The organism is Psychrosphaera sp. 1_MG-2023 (assembly GCF_030548245.1).
GTDB lineage: Bacteria > Pseudomonadota > Gammaproteobacteria > Enterobacterales > Alteromonadaceae > Psychrosphaera > Psychrosphaera algicola.
Genome location: NZ_JAUORW010000018.1, coordinates 79293 through 96999 on the forward strand (window position 1 = coordinate 79293; position 17707 = coordinate 96999).

Genomic DNA, 17707 nt, shown 5'->3' on the forward strand with positions numbered 1-17707 from the left:
GGCTATGAAGAAAATTTGATTAAAAATTAAGATAAAAAACGACAAGAAAAATGGAGAGAAAAATGACAAAAGTCGCACTGGCGGGTAGCACAGGATACCTTGGTAGTTACATTGCTCGAGAGTTAACATCACAAGGCTATTGGACTCGATTATTGGTTAGAAATAAAGCCAAACTAACAAGCTTAGCAATTTCATCTAATGAGGTTGTTACGCTTGATGTTACAGAAAGTGAAGAACTAGATGGCGCCTTAGATGGCATTGATGTGGTTATTACCACTATCGGCATTACAAAGCAGCGTGACGGTCAAACTTATTACGATGTTGATTACCAGGCGAATTTGAATATCTTGCTGGAAGCAAAAAAGTCAGGGGTCAAAAAATTCATTTACGTATCTGCACTGAATGGCGAAAAGCTAACAGAGTTAAAAATTTGTGAGGCAAAAGAAGCGTTTGTAGCGGTATTGCAACAATCGGGTTTGGACTATTGTGTGATTCGTCCAAATGGCTTTTTTTCCGATTTAGGAGAGTTTCATAAAATGGCGCAGCAAGGCAGGGTGTATTTGTTTAAAGACGGTAAACAGAAAACAAATCCTATTCATGGGGCTGATTTAGCAAAGGTATGTGTCAGTGCAATTAGCGCGTCCGAGCAAGATGTATTAGTGGGAGGCCCAGATATTTTAACTCACAATGAAATCGCAACCATGGCATTTAATGCGGTCGGTAAGCCTATAAAAATAAGCTATGTGCCAGAGTGGATGCGTAGGTCGATTCTTGGATTTATACGTTTAGCGCTAAGTTCAAAAACCTACGGGCCAATTGAGTTTTTTCTCACTGTATTGTCAATGGATATGGTTGCCCCTAAAACTGGTGAGCATCACTTGGATGACTATTACACAAATTTATCTAAATAATTTGGTATTAGAGCTGCGTAAAGTAGAGCCTAAACTAGGCTCTACTGTTAGGTGGAATTGTTCCTACGGATTTGCACCACCTCGGGTTTGTTAACCAATAATGGTGGCTCGTTTTAAATGTTTCAAATTGTAGGTGAATTCTTCAGCGGCCGAAAATATAGTGTTGTTGACTAGAATGTACACCGGTGTATCGAAAAAGCTTTTTAGAGGTGCTTATTTAGTCCAAAACTCACGAACGATTTTATGCTTAGGCTAATGAATTGTATTTAGTAAAGTGAGCTCGCGATAAAAGTAACTACTTATATATTGAACCATATCTGGACGGCCCCTTTATTTTCCGTTAAGTTCAAAATTTATGCGTCAACGCCCTGCATCTGGAGAAAGATATTATCCAAAATAGCTTTGGCTAGTTGATTTGGTTCGGCAAATCCCCAAAAAGACACATAACCTATGTTTCCCTCTAGTATTTTCTTTTGAAATGCAACCAAAACTGCAATGTGGGTCGATTGGCTGTAAACTAGTTTTAAGAAAATTTGCTATTTTTATGTCGTTTGTAAAAACTAGATTGAACTGGCCTGTTGCAAAATGGCGGCATGCACTTTAGGCAATAGTTCTTTTTCAACGTAGTGTTCGGTGATCAACGTTGTCACTTCCGCGAAGATTTGTTTTTTATTGGTAAGTGGCGCGTTGGTTGCTAAAAGTGGAAAGCTCAACACTAATGTTAGTGTCATTGTTAACGCTGTTGTTAAGGATTTTGTTAGTGATATTGCTTTCAGCGATGCGGGAATCGCTAAGTTCATATTCTCGTAACCATTGGCAAATTAAAAAAATGGCCTATGTTTGACTAAAAACCCCTATTTATCAATTGCTCACTTCCAGATATTGGACGTTTTATCATTTGAAGGAAAACTGAAAATAGGGAAGTCATCGGTGTTCGAGCTGGTGTCACTGTTAAATTGACTGAACGTTTACAACTTTCAGCCGTGTTTGACCTAGCAGAATATGATTACATCGTCTGTTTTTACACTCATTGGTTCCATGTAGCGGCTTTTTTGTAATTGTCCTATTTATTTTAGTGCGTTTAGTGCGCTGTTTGGCGATAAAAACTAAGCAGAATGATGACATGGCACAGGCCATAAAGCCAAGCACTAACGGGCCAAAAGTACCGTTATAGTGGGACCCAATCAAGCCACCGATAAATACAGAAATGAATGTTTGTACCGATGTCACCGTAGAGTTGGCAACACCTGCAATATGGCCAAGAGGTTGTACGGCTAAAAGGGCTATAAATTCGCGGGCCGTTTTACTTGAACGGTAGAGCCGTTATGGGGCATTTAAGGTCTCAATTTTTTAGCTAACTCAGCGCTATTTTACCTTTTATGCGCGCCATCCTGTAGCGGTAAGTTTAAAATTGTTTTTATTCTGTTTTTTTGATTTTATACTGCTGATATTAAGTGTTTTTTTTGTATATCGATGGTGGGTTTGAATATTGCCTTTTTAATGCATTTTTTAAATAAATATTGTTTCCCAGTTTTAATTACCTAACATACCGATATTTGTAACTTTATTTTAGCCAGAATTAATTAAACTCAATGCGGTTTGATTGATCCTACTTTATTTACCAATTCCCCAATTGTCGAAGGAATGTTATGAAAGTTAATGTTTGGTCTTTGTTGTGTTTTGTCTCTGCGTTGTTTGTGTCTCAGTTGGTTTTGGTGGGCTGTTCTAATGATGACAATGCTGCGTCGGCGGGTGGCGTGGATGAAAAGTCGGTTTCTGAGGGCGATAAAGGCATTGCTTCTTCGGATATTGGCGAGGAAGAAGCCGCGCTGGATATGGCTCAGGCGTTAATTGATTATAAAGACGCGCCGTTAAAAATTCTTGATGTATCGGAGCGCAGTAAAGACGGTCGTAATTCAATTGCGATTACCTTGTCGGTGCCGGTCGACCCTTCTAAAGATCTACAAAAGTACTTTGGCATTAGCCAACAAAATGGCAAGGCCGTCGACGGCGCTTGGGTGATTGCTAAGTCGGGTAAAACCATTTGGTTTCCGTACGTAGATCCAGAGGTTAAATACAAGGTCACCATTTACCAAGGGCTTAAAGCGATTAATAACCGAAGCTTGCTCCGAACCCAACATGCCGATGTGGTCACAAGTCGCGTGACGCCAAGTTTTAATTTTGATACCAGTGGCGCGTTTTTAACTCAAGGGTTAGGCAATGGCTTGCCTGTGGTTACAGTTAATGTAAATGACGTCGACATTAATTTTTACCAAGTGCGAGAAAAAGACCAACAGCGCTTTTTAGAAGAAATGTCTCACCGTCAATATTACTGGGGGATAGAGCGTGTTACTCAGTTTGCCGACTTAGTTTATTCAGGTCGGTTTGAGTTTGACGGCGAGCCAAATACGCGCACCAAAAGCAGTATCGATATCGAAGGCATTCAACAGCTAAAACCGCCGGGGATTTATCTCGCAATTATGGCAAAGGCCGGAACGTACAGCGGTCAACAGATGATGTGGTTCTCAGTTACCGATATTGGTTTGCATGCGCGATTTTACGAACAACAACTTGATGTTTATGCCTCTTCTTTGCTTACCGGAAAACCGATTGAACAAGCGCAAATCCAGCTAGTAAACGACAAGGGCGAAATACTGCAACAAGTTTTAACTTCCCCATCGGGTGAAGCGTCCTTTACCACCGATCTTAAATCCGCGTCGCTTATCGTCGCGCAAAACAAGCAACATTTTTCTGTGGTTGAAATTAATAAACCGGCATTGGATTTATCCGACTTTGACTTAGGCATGCGTGCTAACCGAGCTCAGGAACTCTTTATCTATGCGCCACGAGACTTATATCGTCCGGGCGAGTTTGTTGACTTCAATGGCCTTTTACGGGACGCCGACGGAAAATTGGTGGCAACCGATATATTAAGCGTGTCGATTAAAAGCCCAACGGGGGCCAAAATAAAATCCTTTAAATGGCACGGCAATGATATGGGGTATTTTCATTACCAATGGCAAATTCCAAGCAGCGCACAAGTGGGCAATTGGCGTTTTGAAGTAGAAAGCATCACCAAACAGTTGTTTGTTTACGACTTTAAAGTAGAAGAATTTTTACCCGAGCGTTTAAAGCTGACGTTTAATCCAAAAGACGTACATACCACGCAAGTTGTCGACAAATGGCAACAAATCAAAGTGCCTGTTTTAGGCGAATATCTGTTTGGCGCACCGGCGTCTAATAATCGCCTGTCTACCGATGTCAGTGTGTCACTGTGGCGTAAGCCGGTAGAGCGTTTGCCAGACTTTGAATTTGGCGATATCAAACAATCTGGTCTCGCGAGTCGTGAGTCACTTGACGACATTCAACTTAATGAACAAGGCATTGGTGAGCTTTATTATAAAGGCGACTGGTCGCAGTTACACAGTCCGCTAAATGTTAAGTTTATCAGCAGTTTATTTGAAACCGGCGGGCGTCCGGTATCGCGTTCGTATTCAACCTTAGTGTGGCCAAGTGATAAAATGATCGGAATTCGAGCTGACTTTGGCGACAACAATCCAGAGGCCAATTCTAAGGTTCGATTTGACTTAGTTAAAGCCTCAATTAATGGCGACAAACACCCTGCAAAAAATCTCGACGTAAAACTGATTAAAGAAGACCGCCGTTATTTTTGGGTTTATTCCGACCAACAAGGTTGGCATTACAAATGGAACGACAACGAGTTTACCGAGCTGACAAGGTCGGTTGATATTGCCAAAAACGGGTTAGGGACTGTGGAATTCCCTGTGTCATACGGTCGTTACCGCATTGAAGTGCGTGACCCTGCGGATAACCTATTAACCAGCAAACAGTTTTACGCTGGTTGGAATTGGTATGAAGATTGGCAGAACAGTCGTTCGGGCAGTGGTGCGGCGCGTCCAGATAAGATCACGATGGCCTTGGATAAAGGAGCCTATGAGGTAGGCGACAACGTTGAAGTGAATATTATTCCACCTGAGGCCGGTGAAGCGATTGTTATTGTTGAAGGCAATACACCATTGTGGTCGACCCGCTTATTTATTCCTGCCGAAGGTGCGACGGTGACTATTCCTGTGGCGAATGATTGGCAGGAGCATAATATCTATATTAGTGCTGTGGTATTGCAGCCTGGCGATAAACTAAAAGCCCTTACCCCAAAACGAAGCTTTGGTTTAGTGCATCTGCCATTGGCCAGAGCGTCGCGGCAGTTAGCGGTAGAGTTTGACGTCGCAGAAAAGGTATTGCCAAATAAAGTTATGCCGGTCAATGTCAAAGTCACCGATCCCCGTTTAACGGGCTTAACCGACTTAACCGCAGTTGGCGAACAATCGGTATTTATGACATTAGCAGCGGTTGACGTGGGCGTATTAAGTGTCAGTAATTTTGAGTCACCGGACCCGTTTGAGGCGTTTTTTGGTCAACGCCGTTACAGCGTTGATTCGAGAGACGTATACAGCAAAGTGATTGAAATGAGCCAGTCGACAAAAGCCAAAATGAAATTTGGTGGTGACGACGACTTAACCCGCGGAGGCGATGCGCCGCAGTCAGACGTTCAAATCGTTTCTCTGTTTAGTGGCTTGGTCAAACTCGATGAAAATTTAGAAGCGCAGATCCCGGTAAATCTACCTGACTTTAATGGTCGAATTAAACTCATGGCCTTGGCGTTTTCAGCAGATGCATTTGGTCATGGCGAACAAGAAGTCACAGTGGCCGCGCCGGTTGTAACCCAAATTGCAATGCCGCGATTTTTAGCCAAAGGTGACAAAACACGCATCGCACTGGATGTAACTAACTTAAGTGGTGAACGTCAAGAATTGCAGGTGACATTTGCAACAGCCCCGGAGGATAGTGAAGAAGCTGGAGCAGAAGCCGAGCCAAGCACTGAGCCAAAAGCAGAGCCAAGCACAACAAGACATTCGCCAGTTAAGGCTTTTGATACCACACAGACTATTGTGTTGGACAATGGCGCAAAACGCACATTGCATTACGACATAGAAGTAACAAACCACACGGGAGTCGCAACGTTTGAGCTTAATGTCAGCGGCGACCAACTTGCCGAAGCAATTCAGCGTCAATGGACGCTAGGCGCACGTCCGGCTTACCCAGCAACGTTTACTAATATGCAAAAAGTACTTAACAATGGAGAACGCTTCACGATTGATGAAACCGCCATTGAGTCGCTCATCGACAGTACCGTTGTGGCGTCTGTGGCCATTTCACCGTCTGCGAATATCGACTTAAATAACCAGTTAGATCAGCTTTTACAATACCCATATGGCTGTTTGGAGCAGACCAGTAGTCGCGCTTATCCTTTATTATTTGCCACCCCAGTTGTGCAACAGGCGTTTGGCATCAACGCCATAGATGAAAGCAAACGGGTTGATATGATCAACAAAGGGTTTGAGCGACTCGCATCTCTGCAACTCAGCAGCGGCGGCTTTGGTTTATGGCGTAATACCTCAGATGAAGAACATTGGTTAACTGCATATGTTGCCGACTTTTTGTTAAGTGCTCGGGCAATGGGGTTTGCTGTCCCAGAGGATATGCTGAAAAATACGTTAACGCGTTTACAGCAATATTTAGCGCGTAGTGGCCGTTTTTATAACGAACGTTGGAGTAACGATCCTGGCCACTATCATTTTGCCTACAAAGCTTACGCAGCTTACGTATTGGCGCGAGTAAATCAAGTGCCGTTGGGCACATTACGGAGTTTGGCGACCAACAATAGTCGTTACGCGCGAACCGGTTTATCACAAACGCATTTAGCAATTGCACTGATAAAAATGGGTGATAAAAGACGTGGCGAACAACTAATGGAAGATGCACTAGCTAATTTGCCAAAACAACGACAACAATACCTAGGCGATTACGGTAGCCAAACTCGAGATTTGGCTTTGATGATCCACCTAATGCTGACCCATAAAATAGCCGAATCTAAGGCAATATCGTTGAGCTTTACGCTGGCCGAGCAGCTAATCAATCGTCAGTATCTTAGTACGCAGGAACGCAATGCGCTGTTTTTGGCGGGCATCGCCCTCAAAGAATTTGACGGTGAAAGCTGGAATGCTGATCTGATCATTGGTTCGGCGACCACAAAGCTCAGCATGACTTCCGGATTCCAAACCCGACTTGGGGCCGAAGACATTAAAAACTCGGTATCCATTGAGTCGGCGTTTGCCCATCCATTGTTAGCCAATATTAATATTAGCGGTTATGGTAAAACACCGCCTGAGGAAAGCGCCAATGGCCTTTCGATTCAGCGTCATTGGTTGAACCTTAAAGGCCAAGAAATCGACCTTAAACAAGCCGAAGTAGGTGAGTTGTTTTTGGTGCAATTAGAAGTGAATGCTGAGCAAAGAACACCAGATGCGTTAATTATCGACTTACTACCTGCGGGATTTGAACTTGAAAATCAAAACCTTGAACATGCAATTAAACTCGATGAAATAAAAGTAGATGGTAAATCCATAGCACAGTGGCTTAACCGCAATCCAACCAAATATCAAGAATACCGAGATGACCGATTTGTTGCCGCAGCGCAAGTGCGCAAGCGCCAAACGGTGAATTTGTTCTATCTGGTTCGTGCGGTTACGCCGGGAACATATAACGTGCCTTCGCCTTTGGTAGAAGACATGTATCGCCCGGAAATCCGTGGTATTGGCAAATCCAGTTCGGCCATTACGATTGTCCAAAAGTAACTTACATTCAAAGGGCAGGTTAACAACTGCCCCCGTTAACGGTCAAAACAGTCAAGACGGTAAAAGCGGTCAAAACCTTTACATATCGGGTCTGCCGTTTTTATTGTTAATCGTGCGCCGTTTTGCTCGGTATATTGGGCGGTTCCGTCTATTAACGGTATTTGTTTTGGGTCTAATGTTTGTCGGAATGTTAGATCAACTTTATCCATTAAACCTGCCTAAAAACAACAACCTTTTTGCGCGAGTCGTCGTAGATGAAAACAATCGTCCCCTGCGCACCTTTGCCGATCCAAACGGGATCTGGCGATATCCAATAGAGTTATCTGACGTATCTCCGCTGTATATTGAGGCATTACTCACCTATGAAGATCGTTGGTTTTGGCTTCACCCAGGCATTAATCCCTTTGCGGTTTTACGGGCGACATATCAAAACCTGACCAATGGCCGAATTGTCTCTGGTGGCTCAACAATTTCAATGCAAGTTGCCAGAATTTTGCATCCTCACAATCGAAGCTTCACCGGCAAGTTGCAGCAAGTATTAAGAACCTTGCAACTCGAATGGCATTTAAGTAAAAACCAAATTTTGCAAATCTACCTAAATACCGCGCCATTTGGCGGCACAATTGAAGGCGTTGAAGCAGCGAGTTACACCTATCTTAATAAATCCGCCAATGATCTTACGCACTCAGAAGCTGCATTGTTAGCGGTACTGCCCCAGGCCCCAACACGGTTTCGTCCCGATATTCATAATGACGCCGCCCAGCGGGCAAGAGACAAAGTACTAAAACGGCTTGTTAAATTTGGTGTTTGGTCCCAAGACGTGGTCGACGATGCAATGTTAGAGCAGGTCTATAGTTTTAACTTTAAACCTAAACAACTTGCGCCGTTACTCGCGCGGCGGTTGTTGGCTTTTTCAGATGGTCAGTCGGTAGTAAAAAGCACCATTAACAGTGACCTACAACAGAGTTTGCAGGACGCAATTAGCTCGTATATGAGTGACATGCCAAAACAAAGTTCGGCGGCCATTTTAGTGGTCGACAATAAAACGTCTGCGGTTAAGGCGTATATTGGCACCGTAGATTTTGCGAATGAAGATAACTTTGGTTATGTCGACATGGTGCAGGCAACACGTTCTCCGGGCTCGACGTTAAAGCCATTTTTGTACGGCATGGCTATGGATGAAGGGCTTATTCACTCCCATTCATTATTAGCGGACGTACCGCGCAATTGGGGGAATTACCGCCCGGGCAATTTTAACGGTACGTTTAATGGCCCAGTTACCGCTGAAGAAGCATTGCAACGTTCGTTAAACATGCCCGCAGTAGATTTGCTTGAACGCCTTGGTGTCAATCGATTTGCCGCCCGTCTCGAAAACGCCGGTTTAGCGTTAGTTATCCCCAATAATAAGCCAAACTTGTCGATGATTTTAGGTGGCGTTGGTTCCTCGCTTGAGCAACTTGTTGAAAGTTATACCGCGCTGGCGAATCAAGGCAATGTCAGTGAGCTTCGTTATCTCACCGACGAGTTAACGCAACCTAAAGTGACAAAACAGATGTTATCGCCATCGAGTGCGTGGATCATTCAAAATACGTTGTCGGATATTGACCGTCCAGACAGCATTCAGTCGACCGCCAGTATTATTGAAAACTCACCATTAGCGTGGAAGACCGGAACCAGTTATGGGTTTCGCGACTCATGGGCCATTGGCGTAAATAACGACTATACCATTGGGGTTTGGATTGGCCGCCCCGACGGTACGCCAATGCCTGGGCACTTTGGCCGCAAAACCGCTGGGCCTTTGTTGTTTATGGCTGCAGATCAACTGGCTGGTGGCTTAGGGGTTAATACTGCTATTGCCTTTGATAGCGAGAGTCAGCAGCCGTATTTAAGTGGCGGAAGTGCTAGTGGCGGTACTAGTATAAGTGCTAAGGGCAGTGCAGATCCTAATTCAAACAGTGTTACAGACGATAGACTAAGCCAACCTGAAACGGTGACACAACAAACCATTTGTTGGCCGTTGGGCGTAGCAAAAGACGACAAGAACGCAGATTTTTGTCATCAACAATATAAAGCGTGGGTGATAGACAACGTTGTACCGCCAACCTGGCATGTTGCTGATGCAGATACCTGGCAAAGTGGATTGTTTACTTATTGGGTAAATCCCGTAACTGAGCAACGCGTGACAATGGACTGTAACGTAAGTAATAAGCAGGTGGAGCAAGTGGCTGTTTGGCCAAAGGTGGTTGAACCTTGGTTAAACGCTAAATATCGCCGTGCGGCTGTAATACCAAGGCTCGATCCACAGTGTATTAATAGCGAAATAACCGCCAGCGCCAGCTTAAAAATTACCGGTATTGACAACAACAGTGTGTTTCGCAAAGCAGGTCAAAACGGAAAACACCCCAGTGTTTGGCTCAAAAGCCTTGGCGGCTCAGGCAATAGAGTGTGGTACATCAACGGCAAATACAAATATAAAACTGGACCAAATACCTCGGTGGAACATGTATTCACTGGCACCGGCAAACAGCAAATTGTGGTGCAGGATGAGCTAGGTAATACCGACGTTGTGGAGGTTTTTGTTCAGTAGTTTTTCGTCTTCTCGTTCTCTAGCTCCAGCCTTCTTTTACCTTGCAGTGCACCAGCGAGTTTTTGTACTATTTTTGTTTGATCATCATCCACCTTTTACATGTAAATAAAAATTCACGAGCAGTCCATTTTTTCAAAAATTACCTTAACTTATTAGTATTAAAGCAGTTTGTTTATTGTTAAAGTGATGCGCTGTTTATTTGAGCATTCTGTTTTCTGGTTAAATGAAATAACGCTGTAACCCAGACAACATCGATGTTTTGTACACGCCATTTTCTAATTACATTTATAAATTCTCTATAATTGTTAACATCTGTAAAAGGATTTTCCATGGGTTTAAGTAGTAAGTTGTTCCGAATATTTGTTGTATCGGTTTTACTAGTCTCGGTTTTTGGATGTGGGAAGTCAGACGATAAACAACAAGATGTTAAAAATCTCAGTCCAACAGTTTCAATCGCTTTAGACTCTTCCAGTGCCGCCGGTTCTGACATATTAGAAGTTGTTGAAGGCAATCCCAACCTCATTGTAATACATGCCACCGCAAACGATCCCGAAGGGCAATCTCTTTCTTATGAATGGAACGTTACTTCCGATTTGAGTTTGGATTTGGGGAATGTAAATACCAACAAACTTGAGTTTGTTGCCCCAGATGTAAAAGAAGACAGTGTTTTTGACGTTACCGTAACAGTGTCCGATGTTAAGGGCGCATCAGCGCAAGCGTCGTCTAGTTTTACAATTAAAAAAGTAAATAATGCACCGATTATCACTTTAGATGAAACCATGTCGGTCGGTGAATTATCTGCGTTTACGCTAGCGTCAGTGGCCATAGACGCGGATGATGACGAATTAACTTTTTTGTGGGAGGTGACTAATGACAACGGCACGGGTTTTGTTATTAATGATCCAAGTTCCTCTGTTTTAAACGGCACTATTGGCGATGTTGCCGGTAATGTTGCAATTGAGTTAGCGCTAAGTGTTACCGATGATGATGGGGCAACAACCACCAAAGCGGTTTCAATCAATGTATTAAACGACGCTGACGCGCCGACGGGAATTCAAATCGTATCGGCTTCGGCAGAGTCAATTACAGCCATCACCTTAGATTGGTTGGAAGCGGTGGATAATGTCAGTAACGCATCGCAATTATCGTATAACGTGCATCTGAGCGACCAAAATGGTTTTGTGCCATCGGCGACGACATTACATAGTTCCATTGCTGAGCAATTTACAACTACGGTTGATGACTTAGTAAGTGATACCCAATATTACGTGATCATTGAGGTGGTTGATAATTCAGGTAACAGCGCGTTTTCTAAGCAAGTTGCGGTTTCGACATTGGCCAAACAAACCGTTGTAAACACGGCGCAAAAAGTCAGTAATGTGGCCCCTGCAGGCTTTTCCAGTAGTGAAGTTTCTTATCAATTAACCAACGAAGAAGTCGCGCCTACAACCGGCGACATTGTGGTAAGTACCGATAACGATGGCATGTTACGTAAGGTGACTGAAGTTGTTGTCGATGGCGATACCGTAACTTTGCAAACGGAAGCCGCTGCAGTAAATGAAGTTTATGAACAGCTCGATATTTCAACCAATATAAAACTGATCGATGTGTCAAACGACAACCTTGCAGCGGGTCAAAACCGTTTGGCCCAGCGCGGCGTAAGATCAAAGCAAGTCACCTCTGGCGGTAAAAAAGTCTCGTCGGCGACCTGGGTAAGATCAGGCCTGACAATCGTTGATGAAAAAGCGGCGGTCGTGACACCGGTTGTGCCAGTTTTAAAGTCAGTGGCTGCTGCGGGTCAAAAAAGTGCAAACGCTAAAGCGGCAAATGCCGCTAATACAACTGATGAATATCAAGAATTAGATGAAGACAATTTGCGACTGCAAGGGCCAAAACAAAAGTTGTTCGTGCCAGGTAAATTAACGCAATTTGAGGTCAGCGCTCAGGTTATTCTTGATACCGAAGACAAATTTGATTTAGAGTATTTTAAGCTTGTTAAATTTACCCATCCTAGATTTGGCTCTAGCCATGATCACGGTGCGAATGTCACTGAAGTTCAAGCCGGTGACGGCAGCGATAAAGTCGATTTACTGTTTAGTTGGGTGCCTAGCAAAGACCATATAGATACTGAAAACTACGAACCGTATACCGCTATTTTTGAAGCCAAAATAGATAAGGTAGATTTTTTAGACGGTAATGATGTTTTAAAAATAGAAGTGGACGTTTATGTCGGCTACGAACTTGAAACAAAATCAAATGAGTCGATTAATGGCGACGGCAATGACGCGTTAGTAAAACTCACCGCTGATACTAATTTTAGCTTTGAGCCCACCATCGACATTAAAGTTGATATCGAAAGCGGCAAGCTTGTAAAAGCCCATGCATTTGTAAAAGGTCTCACTAAATTTGATGCCACGTTATCCATCGAAAGTGATGGTTCTAAAGACTTACACGGCTCTAAAAACTTAATCAGTCGTTCTTTTGTAAAGGTCATTGCGCCCGGAGGCGTGCCAATTATTGTGCGAGGTAACTTTAAACTCGACGCAGAAATTAATGGTAAAGCCGAAGGCAGCGTTAAGCTCAGTCATATTCTCGAGTCGACGTTAAACATCACAACGGGTTTTGCCTACGATAACGGCAATTGGGATCCGAGAACGCATTTTGATCCCACCTTAAAATATCGAATTGAAGGGGAAGCCAAGGCGAAAGTTTATGGCGACGTTCGACTGATCCCATCGCTTGAGTTGTTTTTTTACGAAGCGGCAACCGGCAAGATCATTGTTGAACCCTATCTATATGCCGAGGCGGGAGTTGAAGGGCATTATCGTTCAGAAGCCAGTTTAGAAACCGGTGTAGATACTCAATTAGATTATCGTTTTACTGAAATGGCCGCTGGCATTGGTGCCGAGTTAAAGCTCAGAGCCGCGTTAGAGATTTTTGATAAAACCATTATTGGCTGGCCGAGCCGAGATAAAGACGAATACAAAACGATTACCTTGATGGCCAAAACCCCTGTGATTGGAATTCCGTCAATTGCCATAGAAGATATCACTAACCCACTAAACGTAAACAGCTGTTTGATAGAGCTAAAAGCCACGGTTACGCCAATTTATAAACCCTTCTCTAGTTCGGAACCGTCTATTGCGTGGCAGTCTGACTCTATAGGCTGGGCAGGTTTTCCACTTGCTGCAAACGATACGATTTGGGCAACCACAAGCAATGGCGATAACGAGTTTTACGCGCAGGCAACACTAACCTCAAAAACCGATTACGACTTACGTTTTGGTGGACACAGCAGGTTGGGAAGTTGGGCGCGGCAATACCAAGATTTATCTATCGATTTTAGCCCTGACGATTCAAGTTCATTACCAACCTATTGGGCAAATCGTTACGGTTTAAGCCAAGCACTTGCTGATGACGACAACGATGGTTTAACCAATATCGAAGAATTTGAAAACTGCACCGTGCCTAACAATCGTGACTCCGACGGCGATGAAATGTTAGACGGCGACGAGATTAAATATAATCTTAACCCACTTGTTAACGACGCGTCAGACGACGCCGACAACGACGGCATTCCTAATTTAGTTGAGGTACAAGAGGGCGGCAACCCAAATGTCGCCAATGAAGCGCCGACCGCCAAAATTATTAATTTGCAATATAATGTAGAAGCTTCAACCTTAGTCTTAGGCGTTGAAGCGAGCGATCCTGATGGCCAAATCATCAGCTATAAATGGCGAGAAGAAGGTACGAGCGTCGCCACGATAGAGTCGCCAAGTAGCTCACAAACCACTATCTATTTGCCTATTGTTCAACAAGATACGGTTCTGCGTTTTAGTGTCACTGTCGAAGACAACTTATATGTAACAACCACCGAGTATTACGAAGTTGTTGTGCCTTATATCGAGCCGGTAAATCAACCGCCAGTCGCGGTTATTGAAGCAGCATTGGTTGCTCAAGAACAACAAGAAGTCACGTTAGATGGCGCTAAAAGTAGCGATTTAGAAGATGATGCTGCGGGACTGCCGCTAACGTTTTTATGGCAACAAACCTCAGGTCCTAGTGTCGCTCTTAATACACCAAACGCTGCTGTTGCTGTGTTTGATGTACCTGAACTGACTGAATCAGCAGAATTTACTTTTTCACTCACAGTGACTGATTCGAAAGATGTGTCACATGTTGTGACACACAAGATTGTTGTTGATGTTGTACAAAATATTGGCCCGACGTTTATTAGCCTCGAACCAATGGTGGTGACTGCCAGAAAGCCATATCAAACATTTACCATTACCGGTGAAAATCTGCCTGACACATTGGCCGTTTCGCTGTTTTCATCTCCTAGTTGCAAAAACTTGAAGGTTGTTTCAGCTAACTTAGCCACTATTACGTGCGATATACCAGATACCGAATTATTAGAATTACCGTTTTATATTAAAGATAAACCTCAGATAGATGGTGGTGACATCATCGAGGGCGCAGAAAATTTATTGGTGACAGTAAACGAGCCTGAGCTCGCGATTGCTTACACCTTTGACTACCCAATCGGAAACAAAGGTTGGGACAACGGAACACCCATTGAGTTAACTGAAAACATTGACCCAGAAACCAATGAAGTCTTTGAATCTGGCACGGTTTCAGTCGACGGTTATCATCGTGCAGGGCATGCCATTAGCAGTAAAAATGACGGTTGGTACAATTACAGTGATGTGGGTAATTTTATTGAACGGACCGCGCTGACAAATAGTAGCGGCGCCCAGTTTTATGTCAACGGTGGGCTTCATCCGGGTGAAGATTGGAATAGGAACTCTGTCGGTGACGACGATGGTGCCTTGGTTTATGCGGTAGCGGACGGGGAAGTCGTTTTATTAAGAAGTTTTCATAACAGTTTATCCTCTGGTGGCTGGGTGATGGTCATTAAACATACCTTAGTTGATGGTTCAAATGTTTACAGCTTGTACGGTCATATTACCTCAGATCAGGTTCCGCAAAGTGACGCCACAGTTAGCGCATTGGCCACTGACTTTACTTATGAAGTTGGTGATCCGGTTATCAAAGGTAAGCCAATTGCACGTCTTGCTAAAGGCAGTGCAATTAGTTGTTGCGGCGCGCATTTGCATTTTGAAATGCGTGATCAGATAAACCTCAACGACCTGTACCCACAGGATAATGGTCAAGGTTATTACAATGTCGTGGGAGACACGTTTAACAATTTTTCTGGAAACAATGCAAACGCTGAAGATGCCACCGCACGACCAATATCGGCGGCTGTAGCAACAGCAAGTATTACCACGATGAAACAAGATGGTGTTATTGACCCGTCCGACTTTATTGACGCTCATCGTATTTATCGTCCTGACGCACTGATATCACCAGTGACAGCAACGTTAAATCAGGACACTGAATTTGTCATCATTGGCAATCAATTTTCTTCATCGTCGGTGGTTAGCTTTGGCGATTCAGGTTTTTGTAATGTGCCCACTCTGGTTTCAATAAACACATTAACAGTGAGTTGTTCAGCGAGTTCGTTAGGCCCAATAAGCGTTAAAGTAAAGGACTCTACTACGGGAGAAACATTACCGAATACTGAAAATCTAAAAGTAACGATTGGCTTACCGGTGACTGTACTTGATGACGGGAGCTCAGACGCCGGGCACAGTCGAACATTTACCATTGATGACTCTGGTAATACGGTGGCGAGCATTACATGGGATTGGGGAGACGGCAGCGATTTAGAGACGACAAATACAACATCAAATTCCCATACCTATCTTAATGTTGGCAATTACACGGTGTCATTGGTGATTACTTTGTCAGATGGCACTGAGCTTGAACAGACATTGCAAATAGAGGTCACTCAAGGCGAGATAAATTCACGGGAGTTACTTGCCAATGCAGGTGCAGATCTTATCGTGTACGCACAGTCGTCAATTACTTTAGATGCGTCTCTGAGTAGCATACCTGACGACGAAGTTGTGAGTTACCAGTGGTTATTAGAACTTGAATCACTATCTAGTGGTACGGAGGCGGTGCAGGTCATCAACGAATTACCGCTTGGTGAGCATGTGATAACCTTAGTTATTGAGGATAGCCTTGGTAATACTTCTTCCGATTTGTTGATAATCCAAGTGGTTGAAAAACCGAGTATTACATCGATATCACCACGGCATACTGCAATCTATACCCCAACGTTATTTACCATTTCGGGTGAGCATTTACCTAGTTCAATCGACGCAAATATCATAGGTGCCGATTGTTCTGATAAACAACGTATTTCAGATACAAGCTTTACGTTTATATGCCAATCCACAGTCGTTCAGCAATTAGCTGTTAGTGTTGCTATTGAAGGCGCAAACGTATTGTTGAGCAATATCGATTCCAATATCAATTTTAATGATATTGAAATTTACGGGCCAAGTGGCATGAGTGAAAATTCAGCTGAAACCTATCAATTGAGAATGGCCGGTAATGGCCATGCAACTGCATTGTACGATGCAGATATTTGGTCTGTTGATGATTCATCTGGTGGCTCGATAAACCAATCGGGGTTATTTGTTGCTAATGCTATGTCGCGTAATGGCAATCATGTGCAAATTCGCGCTGAATACAACGGATTGGAGTTACTTAAATCCGTTTATATTAGTGATAGCGAAAGGCCGTCAGTAGCAGATGAAGCCTTAATTTTAGCGAGTGAAGTACTAAGTTGTGGTGATGATGACGCAGATGTTGTGACAAGAAACGTGTATAGACCGTCAGGCGTGGTGTGTCATTTTGATAATAGCACTCAAAGTACCGTTGTTGGGCGATTGTCACTGCATATTAACTCTGATCTTGTATTACAAAATGGAACCCTCGATTTAGAAGGTAAAACCTTAGTTATCGACGGAGATTTCATTCAAGAAGGTGGCATTCTAAACCTAAATGGCGGCACTTTAATTGTGCGCGGTGATTACCGAATGCAAAAGCAGGATGAGACCGCAGAGTCGGGTTATACATTCAGTGATGGTTTTTTGAAAATGATCGATAGCGATGACTATATGTTGGTGCACGGTGATTTTTACATGGACAGTCGTTTTGGTGGTTTTGATTCACATTCATCATCATCTTATTATATCTATAATGGTGATTGGCTAACAGCCGGAACCTTAGAGCTTAAAGGTGACTTTACCCAGTTAAGTACATCAACAACAGATGTTGTTAGTTATCTTGAAAAATATTACCCATATGAAAACTTCCAAGCAACTGGCGAGCATACTGTTTTACTATCAGGGTCTGAGCAACAAACAATTAGTTTTAGTGACCCTGCAATTTCTAATTCACATTTTAATATATTAGAAATAGACAATGATATGGGTATTGTCTTTGATTCAATTTATGTTGCGGCAGAGCTTTATACGTATGGCAATGAGATGGGTGGACTGACTATAGAAACTCAGGACTTTGCCTTAGTTGACGACCACACAATTAATGGTGATGTATTACTCAAAGGGAAAACA

General features: G+C 43.4%; 5 protein-coding genes and 1 pseudogene. 4 read left to right on the forward strand and 2 right to left on the reverse strand.

Going from position 1 to position 17707, the window contains the following annotated elements; genetic code table 11:
* Positions 1-62 precede the first annotated feature (62 nt).
* A complete protein-coding gene (locus Q4575_RS16180) occupies positions 63-911 on the forward strand; it encodes an SDR family oxidoreductase (RefSeq protein ID WP_215963818.1) in 849 nt (282 codons plus the stop codon).
* A 90-nt stretch (positions 912-1001) separates the two neighbouring features.
* Here the strand turns inward: Q4575_RS16180 and Q4575_RS19835 are convergent.
* Both Q4575_RS19835 and Q4575_RS16185 read right to left on the reverse strand, forming a co-directional pair.
* Positions 1002-1097: pseudogene (locus tag Q4575_RS19835) on the reverse strand (S41 family peptidase); the annotation flags it as partial.
* A gap of 374 nt (positions 1098-1471) precedes the next feature.
* A complete protein-coding gene (locus Q4575_RS16185; RefSeq protein WP_303523515.1) occupies positions 1472-1711 on the reverse strand; it encodes a hypothetical protein in 240 nt (79 codons plus the stop codon).
* An 849-nt stretch (positions 1712-2560) separates the two neighbouring features.
* On the opposite strand from Q4575_RS16185, the gene Q4575_RS16190 reads away from it, so the two are divergent.
* The 3 genes from Q4575_RS16190 to Q4575_RS16200 all read left to right on the forward strand — a co-directional run.
* Entirely contained in the window at positions 2561-7627 is a 5067-nt protein-coding gene (locus tag Q4575_RS16190; RefSeq protein WP_303523516.1) for an alpha-2-macroglobulin, read from the forward strand.
* On the forward strand, positions 7614-10214 hold the full coding sequence (gene pbpC, locus Q4575_RS16195) for a penicillin-binding protein 1C (RefSeq protein ID WP_303523517.1): 2601 nt from the start codon (positions 7614-7616) through the stop codon (positions 10212-10214). The genes Q4575_RS16190 and pbpC overlap by 14 nt, the downstream gene beginning before the upstream one ends.
* Before the next feature lie 329 nt (positions 10215-10543).
* Positions 10544-17707, forward strand: a 7164-nt coding sequence (locus tag Q4575_RS16200; RefSeq protein ID WP_303523518.1) for a PKD domain-containing protein, incomplete at its 3' end; no start/stop codon positions are given.

Bases quoted from the DNA above. Each gene is read 5' to 3' on its own strand.
- Q4575_RS16190 (WP_303523516.1), top strand. From the start codon at position 2,561: ATGAAAGTTAATGTTTGGTCTTTGTTGTGTTTTGTCTCTGCGTTGTTT.
- Q4575_RS16180 (WP_215963818.1), top strand. From the start codon at position 63: ATGACAAAAGTCGCACTGGCGGGTAGCACAGGATACCTTGGTAGTTAC.
- Q4575_RS16185 (WP_303523515.1), bottom strand. From the start codon at position 1,711: ATGAACTTAGCGATTCCCGCATCGCTGAAAGCAATATCACTAACAAAA.